We start from the raw sequence: 7,099 nt of genomic DNA on the forward strand, positions 1-7,099 counted from the left end.
ATCCGACGTTAGCAACAGCTGTTTTTAAAGAACATAGGTTAGGAACACCAGAAGAATATCCATAGCTTATAGCACAAGGTTGAGTATCACCTTCCTTGACTAGAGATAGAACAACAGTTCCTTCCATTCTAGAAGCTATGATATCGACGAATACTAGAAACATGCTATTGATATTGTCTGGAGTAATTGTGAATTTCCCAATTTCTGTTCCACCATTAAGGGTATTGATGTTGTATTTAGTAAATAAACCATTGCATTGGATTTTTTCTGATATAGAAAAATGTTTGAATGCTTTGGTTATAGATAAGGTAGGATCAGATGTTATTTTATCTGTAACGTCTTGGACCAAACTGTTAGTTAAGTTTTCAACAATTTCACTTATTAATTCGTTTTGTATGCTTCCTAATATAGCATCCGAAATTTGATCAGGATCAAGAGATACATTGATAGTAGCATTTTGGTTATCAGTATTTGTAATATCAAATTTGATACCATTTGTTGCTTGGAATGTTGCTGCTACTGGAGTTGTTGAAGTCCCAAGTATAATTTGTTTGTCTCCTAAGACATCAGTCATTTGACCGAGTTTAATATTATCTGCAAATACGCAATTTTGTGTGTTATTTAAATAAAAACCAGAATTACCCATAATTAAAACTCTTTTTAATTCGAGTTTTAATTTAATTTTTTTTGGCGATCAATATTAATTATTGTCTGATCTTTGAATTGTTTTGTTTTTTGATATTTGTTGGAATTTGTCTTTGTTTAAGTAAAAAACTTCTTTTTTCGCGATAGTCGATCCTTGTAATCTTTCGTGTCTATTTAACCATTTCAATTCGATAGCGATTTCAACACAGCGATTAATAGCAGCTTCTATTTTTTTCCAATTTCTAGAGGTAATATATCTATTCATTCTGAGGGTGTAAGACAAAGTTTCGAAACCTATCTCTATTTTATCTGGCCATTCCTTAATTCCTGAACTATTCATCTTTTTTCGTGTAGCTGTACTTACAATCCAATCTATGAATGTATAAGTAAATTTAGATGCATTTGGGAACCTTAATTTAATTTCCTGATACATATTAGCAGGCTTTAGAACAAAATATGAGTCAATTTGGTCCACAATGATTGGACAAGGTTCTATGATGAATCCTTTATGTTTTTTAGAAATTAAATTTAAAAAGGGTTCTTCATCTAATGCTTTATTTTCTTTTGGAGTTAATCCTTCCCATCCTTCACAAATACGTAGAATGGGTGAAAAAGTTTGATATCTGTCGACAACTTCTTCTCCTTTATTCCATCTTTTTCTAGTTGCAACTATGAGGTAAGGTTCATTTCCTAAATGGTATAAAGCTTCTAAAGCTATTAAAGCTTCTTTACCCCCGAACTCATTTTTATTTCTTGAAGTTTTGTATTTTTTTACTCCATATGCTTCTAGGTATTCTGATTTGGTAAATTTGATTCTGGGAATAATGCCTTCAAATTTGAAGGTATTTGTTTCTCTAGATAAATAAGAACCTTCTAAATTTCCTCGATAATTTGTAGCAGTGAGGAGCTTCTGGATTGCTGCTAGAGCATGATAATGAGATGGTTGTAAATCTAGCCCTATTACTTCAATCCGAGATTCAGTACAGATATTTGAAAATAATTCTAATTGTTCTTCTGATAACTGAGGTTTTCTTCCAAATTTTTGATTTTCTAAGTGTAGAGAACTTTTAATGACTTGATTTTCTGATTTTACCATGATTCTTTCTGAATAGAAAATTTTCCTATTGATGCTGAGAATTTCAAGTTAGTTGAAAAAACAGAACCATGTCTATTTTTCCCCACAATAATTTCTGCTACACCTTTGGATCCTTCTTGAGAAGAAGAATCTTTCCTATGGATAAACAGAATAACATCAGCATCTTGCTCTATTTGACCGCTGTCTCTAAGATCTGATAGCATAGGTCTTTTATCTACTCTATCTTCAACCTTTCTAGACAATTGAGATAAACAAATAATCGGAATTTGTAATTCAACAGCCAACTTTCTTAGTTCTCTAGAAATTTCAGCAATTTCATTTTGTCTATTTTCAGATTTTTTAGGAGGACTGATTAACTGCAAATAATCTATAAATAAAGCATCAATAGCATAGTCATTCTTTAAAGCTCTAGATTGATTGATTAATGAATGTAAGTTAGTGCATTTGTTATCACAAATAAAAAAGGGAATATTTTTTAAACGAGTATCGAGTTGTTCTATCTTTGCTAAAATATCTCTAGAAAAGTTCCCTCTTTTTAACTGTTCACAAGAAACTTCACTCAAATTGGATATAATGCGCTCAACAATTTGATTAGGACTCATTTCTAAAGAAATAAAACCAACAGACTTTTTTTGATCTAACACAAGGTTTAATGCCATATCGATAGCAAAAGCTGTTTTCCCCATAGCTGGTCTAGCAGCTAATACAATAAAGTTACCCTGCGACAAAATAATGCTATGTTCATCTATAGATGCATAGCCTGTTAGTAAACCATCAACATAGTCTACATGATATTTCGACCTATAATCATATCGATTTCTTATTTGAGAAATGACACTATTAGATCCATTATTTCCTACAGAAAAAATCTCATAAATAGTTCTGCCACATTTTTTTCTTGAATTTTCTGTTTTAGTATGAATAGTGTCTAGTCGTTCTTTGAATTGCTCAACCAAAGTATATGGAGAACGTCTATTTGGATATCTTGTAAAATCTTGAAAAGCAGAATCCAAGAATTCTTTTAGTAAACAATTAATATATTGTTCATGCAAGAAGTCAATATGTTGATCGAGATCAATAGGTATATCTGCATTTTGGGACATATGAATCAAATAAGAAACATCCATATGCTTATCTAAGTTACGCTTTTTAATCTCTTCCCAAAGGAGAGCTATAGAAATAGTATCTCTGTGGTTTAAAATATCTCTGATCAATACAAATATATTTCTATGTTTATCAGAAAGAAAATGATGTTCAGATAATCTCTGTACGATAGTACGTGCATGTTCATAATAATTTACAGCCTGGCCTAATACAAAAAACTCAACATCTAAAAGCTCTTTTTCTTCTACAGATTGCTTCATCATAAAATGACCAGAAAGGGATAATTGATGATTTTCGAAAAGTAATATAATTTACCTGATTATGGAAATAATCAGGTAAAATGACTCACTTATATCATGAGGAAACGTGTGCGTAAAGAGAATTCACCGAACCACAACCTAGCAAAAATATTGAATAAACCAATACTCAGATCCTACTCGACACACAAAGAAGCCGTCTTTATTAAAAATGAAAATATTTGGGAAAAACTAAATAATATATCTTTACTGGAAATAGTACTACTGTGGACATCTTCTCTTAATTATCACACGGCTCGATCATACAAAGGAGCTTTTTTTCCTTAGAGAAAATCGGTTTAATTTCTTTAGATATATCTCTACAAGAATTCGCTATGTTAAATCACAATCTAATTTTAGATTCCATAAAACAAATTCCTACACATCAAGCAGCATGGTCAGAAGGAACAAAGCAAGTTCGTGCAGCAAGTTATATATCCCTAACAAAATTTCTTAATCGAATCACATCAGGAATTATACCAGTAGCTTTACCATCCAGACAAGAAGCTACAAAAACTTTTTATAAGATAAGAGATTTAGTTAAAACAAAAGCAATGAATCAAGAAGAAATAGTAGTTTTTTTAGAAAAACTAAAGCAAATCAATCACAGAGATTGGTTAATAGCCCAAACTCTACTGCAAGGAGCAAAGCGAGCTGCAGAAGCACTGTCAATAACAACAGATCAAATTTCATTCGAAGAAGGAACTATCTCATTCATTCAAGTCAAAAATAAAAAAATCTAAAAATTACAGTCATAACCTATCCTCAAAGATTTATGCAATTAATCAAGAATTATATTGGGAATAGAAATGGATTAGTATTCATTACTAAAACAGGAAAAAGTGTGGATCTTAAACAATTAGCAGGAACTTTTGCTAAAGCAGGTTCTCAAGCAAATATACCATTTAAAGTTACTCCTCATGTACTTAGAGCTACAGCAGTCACTGAATACAAAAGAATGGGTTGTTCTGATTCTGATATTATGAAAGTTACAGGACATTCTTCTTCTAAGATGATCCATGCTTACGACAAATCTATAAGATCAGAAAATGCATCAAAAAAATATCCCTAATTTAACTATCAATTTCGCACAGAAACAACCTATATAATTAAAATTATATTAAAATATTAAAGGAAATTGAGAAGTTTGATTATTTATCGTATTAGTATCATATGCTGAAAGCATTTGCGTCGAAGAAAAACAAGAAACACGCATAATTGCCTCATCTGCACATCCTATTTTTTTCAAATACGCCAAAGCACTAGCTCTAAGTACATGAGGAGTAACTTTAATAGATAAGTTCATATCATTTTCTGCTAACTTGAAGTAATAATACACTTGATTAATTGCTACCTGTTGTCCATTTCCAGATATAAACACCCATCCGTCTCTATTCCCAACATAATCCCGCAACTCCTGCATTAAGAAATTAGGATAAACTACTCTAACTTCATTATATCTACTTTGACGCTTCTTTATTTTGAAAGTAATCTGATTCTGAGAAAATAACAAATCTTCTGTTCTTAGGGAAATAACTTCACTTAATTTTCTAACTCCTTGAATAATCAGCTTTCCAATTAAATAATCCCTAAAACTGATTCTCTTAAGAGAATCAAAAAACAATAACCATTCTTGTTTTGAAATAAATTCGGTCTTAACTTTATCTCGAATTTTGTAAAAAGTAGAATTGCCAAAATCTCTAGAAGGAATGGCTTGTTTAATAACCCCCTTAGTCAATCTATAAAGAAATTTCGTGAATGATATATAACAAGCGGCTCTCGCTTGTTTTGAAGCCTCTGAAACAGGTTTACCGCTACAAGTATGGGTTAAAGACTTGATTCTATTTAAAACATCCCAATGATCCACATAAACCAATTTTTCCAGTTTCATAGAAGCATCCAATATTTTATTAGATACTAAAAACCTGATTCCGGAAGCATAATTTTTCCTAGTGATAGGAGACAGGGTAGCTAACCATACATTAGCTGCTTCTAATACAGTTAAAAACAATCTACTTTTGTGTTGGTAGACCAAATTGCTCATACTTAGTCTCAATTTTATAATGTACAAGTCTTGCGTAGACTAAGTTTTTTTAAACAAAAAGTCTACCACCTAAAGTTGCAAAGTCTACCACCTAAAGTTGCAAAGTCTACCACCTAAAGTTGCAAAGTCTACCACCTAAAGTTGCATTTTCTCTCGAAGTTTTGTAGGTTTAAATTTTTAAAAAGTATAGTAATACTTTTTATTTGATGCTGATAGGAATCAGCATCTGTAAGAAATGCTGTCTAGAAGTTGGTGAATCAGATTTTTGTTATAATCCGAGAGATCAATACCAGAGTTGATAATTTTCAAAATCTCAAGTAGTTTTTCTGATAAATATTTATTTCTTCTTTCTACATCAGATTCTGTTGTTATTTTTAATTCAGTATTGTTTCTAAGAGACGGGAGAAACTTATTTAGGGTGTTTATAGCTGATGTATTAGACATGCCACAGATTTTCCCTAGAACGTTTATTTTTTCCCTAATTGTTCCTTTCCTAGAAGCTAGCAAGTATGCAGTCTTATAAGGTATTGACTGAAACAAAGACTTCGTATGTTTATCTGGAAGGCTAATGAACAACTCATAATAGCCTAAGGCGTTGTATGCAGAAGATTTTGTGCGAAATACAATGTTAATCCAAGATGAGAAAGTAGCTTCAGGAGAACACATATTCCTTAAAATCTCTCTTACCTTATAAATTTTTTCTCCGATTAAAAGCACATGTTGTTTTTGTATGGATTTTATTTGACCTGTTAACAACTTAATAGTAGCCAAATTATTACTATGATTAGTATCTAATTGTATGTTTTGACTAACTACTAAGTTTTCAATTTGTTCATGTTCTTCAGCACTCAATGTTACAGAAAAAATATCTAACGATAGATCTTTCTTTTGAAACTCTTTAGTAGTACTTTCTTGATTCTTTCTAAAAAATGCTGATGCTTCTTTCGCTAATTTATTCACAGGGATTCCTGAATAGTTTTTTGATGCAACGATAGCTTGTTTTCTATTTCCTGAGTCAATTTTAGAATATCCTGAGAAGCTCTAGAGTTTGGATATGCATTGATTACAGGAGTTTCTTTTAACAAAGATCTGCTTAAAGTAATGTCACGACGTATTTTACTTTCTAGTATTTTATTCGGATAAATCGACTCTATTATGTCTGTATACATAGAGTTTGTTGAATTCCTTTCATCCCAAAATGAAAAAACTATACCCAGAACTTCTAAGTCATTTTCAATTGTGGAACAGAATTCTTTTATCTTCTGTAATCCTAAAATAGAAAATGGCTCTGGGGTTAGGCAGATAATTAAATATTGACTAGCAAGAAATGCTTCTCGAGTAAGTATACCTAGACTTGGTGGAGTATCCAAAATACAAATATCGTAATAATCTTGAATACTTTGTAAAGATAGGTATAAATGATTGATAGCTAGATTTGTGACTTTATTAAATCCCCTAAATTCTTCTATTAAAACAGAGGAAGGGATAATGTCTAAGTTATTTATTTTTGTTTTGTGAATAGAGTTTTTTATTTCGTTTGTATTTCTGAGAAATTCGTTAAGGCTATATTTTTCACAAGTTTGTATGCCTAGACCTATAGTTAAATTTGCTTGTGGATCTAAATCCACAAGCAAAATTCGTTTTTTCTTTTCTTGGGCCAAATTACACCCAACGTTTAGGGACAGAGTTGTTTTCCCGGTCCCTCCTTTAAAAGAACAAAATGTCAACGTTTTCACACTTACTCCAACGTTAGAGTAGATGTTAATTTATTCAGATTTTGAGAACATATCTTTTCTTGATAGAATTAACATAATTAGAGCTTTCTTTAATTTTAAGTTGTTGTTCTCCAATTGTTCTACTATTGGAGAGTCTGGGAATAAGTTTAGAGATGTTTGTATTTGATTAAGTAAATCC

Annotated in this window: 5 protein-coding genes and 3 pseudogenes; 1 reads left to right on the plus strand and 7 read right to left on the minus strand. The window is 31.2% G+C overall.

All coding sequences use genetic code 11. The features are described 5' to 3' along the window. Position 1 precedes the first annotated feature (1 nt). The 3 genes and pseudogenes from pgp3 to RT28_RS04715 all read right to left on the minus strand — a co-directional run. Positions 2-646, minus strand: a pseudogene (gene pgp3 / locus RT28_RS04940) (virulence factor Pgp3); the annotation flags it as partial. A gap of 54 nt (positions 647-700) precedes the next feature. Beyond that, positions 701-1,741 carry a hypothetical protein gene (locus tag RT28_RS04710; RefSeq protein WP_020358469.1) on the minus strand — a complete coding sequence of 347 codons (1,041 nt, stop codon included), beginning with the start codon at positions 1,739-1,741 and terminating at the stop codon, positions 701-703. After that, positions 1,735-3,108 carry a replicative DNA helicase gene (locus tag RT28_RS04715; RefSeq protein ID WP_020358470.1) on the minus strand — a complete coding sequence of 458 codons (1,374 nt, stop codon included), beginning with the start codon at positions 3,106-3,108 and terminating at the stop codon, positions 1,735-1,737. The genes RT28_RS04710 and RT28_RS04715 overlap by 7 nt, the downstream gene beginning before the upstream one ends. A gap of 105 nt (positions 3,109-3,213) precedes the next feature. Between RT28_RS04715 and RT28_RS04720 the strand changes: the two are divergent. Next, positions 3,214-4,213 (plus strand): annotated as a pseudogene (locus RT28_RS04720) (tyrosine-type recombinase/integrase). 48 nt (positions 4,214-4,261) lie between these two features. On the opposite strand, the gene RT28_RS04725 reads toward RT28_RS04720, so the two are convergent. From RT28_RS04725 to RT28_RS04930, 4 genes and pseudogenes are all read right to left on the minus strand, one after another. Continuing rightward, positions 4,262-5,185, minus strand: coding sequence for a tyrosine-type recombinase/integrase (locus tag RT28_RS04725; protein WP_174362038.1), 924 nt, complete (start codon positions 5,183-5,185; stop codon positions 4,262-4,264). A 219-nt stretch (positions 5,186-5,404) separates the two neighbouring features. Further along, positions 5,405-6,145: a pGP6-D family virulence protein gene (locus RT28_RS04730; protein ID WP_041555995.1), complete on the minus strand. Its 741-nt coding sequence runs from the start codon at positions 6,143-6,145 to the stop codon at positions 5,405-5,407. Beyond that, positions 6,142-6,921 carry a ParA family protein gene (locus tag RT28_RS04735; RefSeq protein ID WP_080650666.1) on the minus strand — a complete coding sequence of 260 codons (780 nt, stop codon included), beginning with the start codon at positions 6,919-6,921 and terminating at the stop codon, positions 6,142-6,144. The genes RT28_RS04730 and RT28_RS04735 overlap by 4 nt, the downstream gene beginning before the upstream one ends. A gap of 30 nt (positions 6,922-6,951) precedes the next feature. After that, positions 6,952-7,095: pseudogene (locus RT28_RS04930) on the minus strand (virulence factor); the annotation flags it as partial. Positions 7,096-7,099: the final 4 nt, after the last annotated feature.

This window comes from Chlamydia avium 10DC88, from assembly GCF_000583875.1.
GTDB classification, from domain to species: Bacteria; Chlamydiota; Chlamydiia; order Chlamydiales; family Chlamydiaceae; genus Chlamydia; species Chlamydia avium.

Excerpts from the sequence above, each read along its gene's own strand:
- RT28_RS04710 (WP_020358469.1), bottom strand. The coding sequence starts at position 1,741 with ATGGTAAAATCAGAAAATCAAGTCATTAAAAGTTCTCTACACTTAGAA.
- RT28_RS04725 (WP_174362038.1), bottom strand. The coding sequence starts at position 5,185 with ATGAGCAATTTGGTCTACCAACACAAAAGTAGATTGTTTTTAACTGTA.
- RT28_RS04715 (WP_020358470.1), bottom strand. The coding sequence starts at position 3,108 with ATGATGAAGCAATCTGTAGAAGAAAAAGAGCTTTTAGATGTTGAGTTT.